Here is a 625-nt window from a genome sequence, read left to right on the forward strand (position 1 = left end):
CTTGAGGCGGTTGATCCCGCACTCGACCGCGTGGCGCTCGCGGTAGTCGAGCGGGTCGAAGCGCGGCGGCCGGCCGCCGCGGGAACCGAGCCTTCGGCGGTTGCGGGCCTGGTCGGCCTTGTCCGGGATGGTGCAGCGAATCCCGCGCCGGCGCAGGTAAGCCCGGTTCCCGCGGGAGGCGTACGCCTTGTCGGCCCGCACGCTGTCGGGGCGGACGCGAGGCCGTCCCGGACCGATGCGGGGCACGCGGACCTTGTCCAACACCGCCTCGAACTGCGGTGAATCCCCGCGCTGCCCGGCCGTCACCACGATCGACATGGGCTTCTGCCCCTGCTCGACCGCCAGGTGCAGCTTGGTCGTGAACCCGCCACGCGACCGTCCCAGCCCGCGATCGACCGGCTCGGTGGATGTACCACCAGGCGGCTCCTTCTGCAGGTCGCCCTGCTTACAGGCCCCGGCTGCATGCTGATGAGCGCGGCACACTGTGGAGTCGACGCCCAGGTTCCACGTGATCGCACCTTCCGCATCGGCCAGGGACTGGAGACGGGTGAAAAGCCGGTGCCAGGTGCCGTTGCGCTGCCACCGGCGGAACAGGTCGTAGACCCGGCTCCACGGTCCGTACTCG

At 71.0% G+C, this 625-nt stretch carries 1 protein-coding gene; it reads right to left on the reverse strand.

The genetic code is table 11. From position 1 onward, the window contains the following. A partial coding sequence (locus tag ACLJPL_RS34075; RefSeq protein WP_411084816.1) for an IS5 family transposase occupies positions 1 to 625 on the reverse strand: 625 nt, incomplete at both ends.

The sequence above is a fragment of the Streptomyces sp. cmx-18-6 genome (genome assembly GCF_046548915.1).
Classification (GTDB): domain Bacteria; phylum Actinomycetota; class Actinomycetes; order Streptomycetales; family Streptomycetaceae; genus Streptomyces.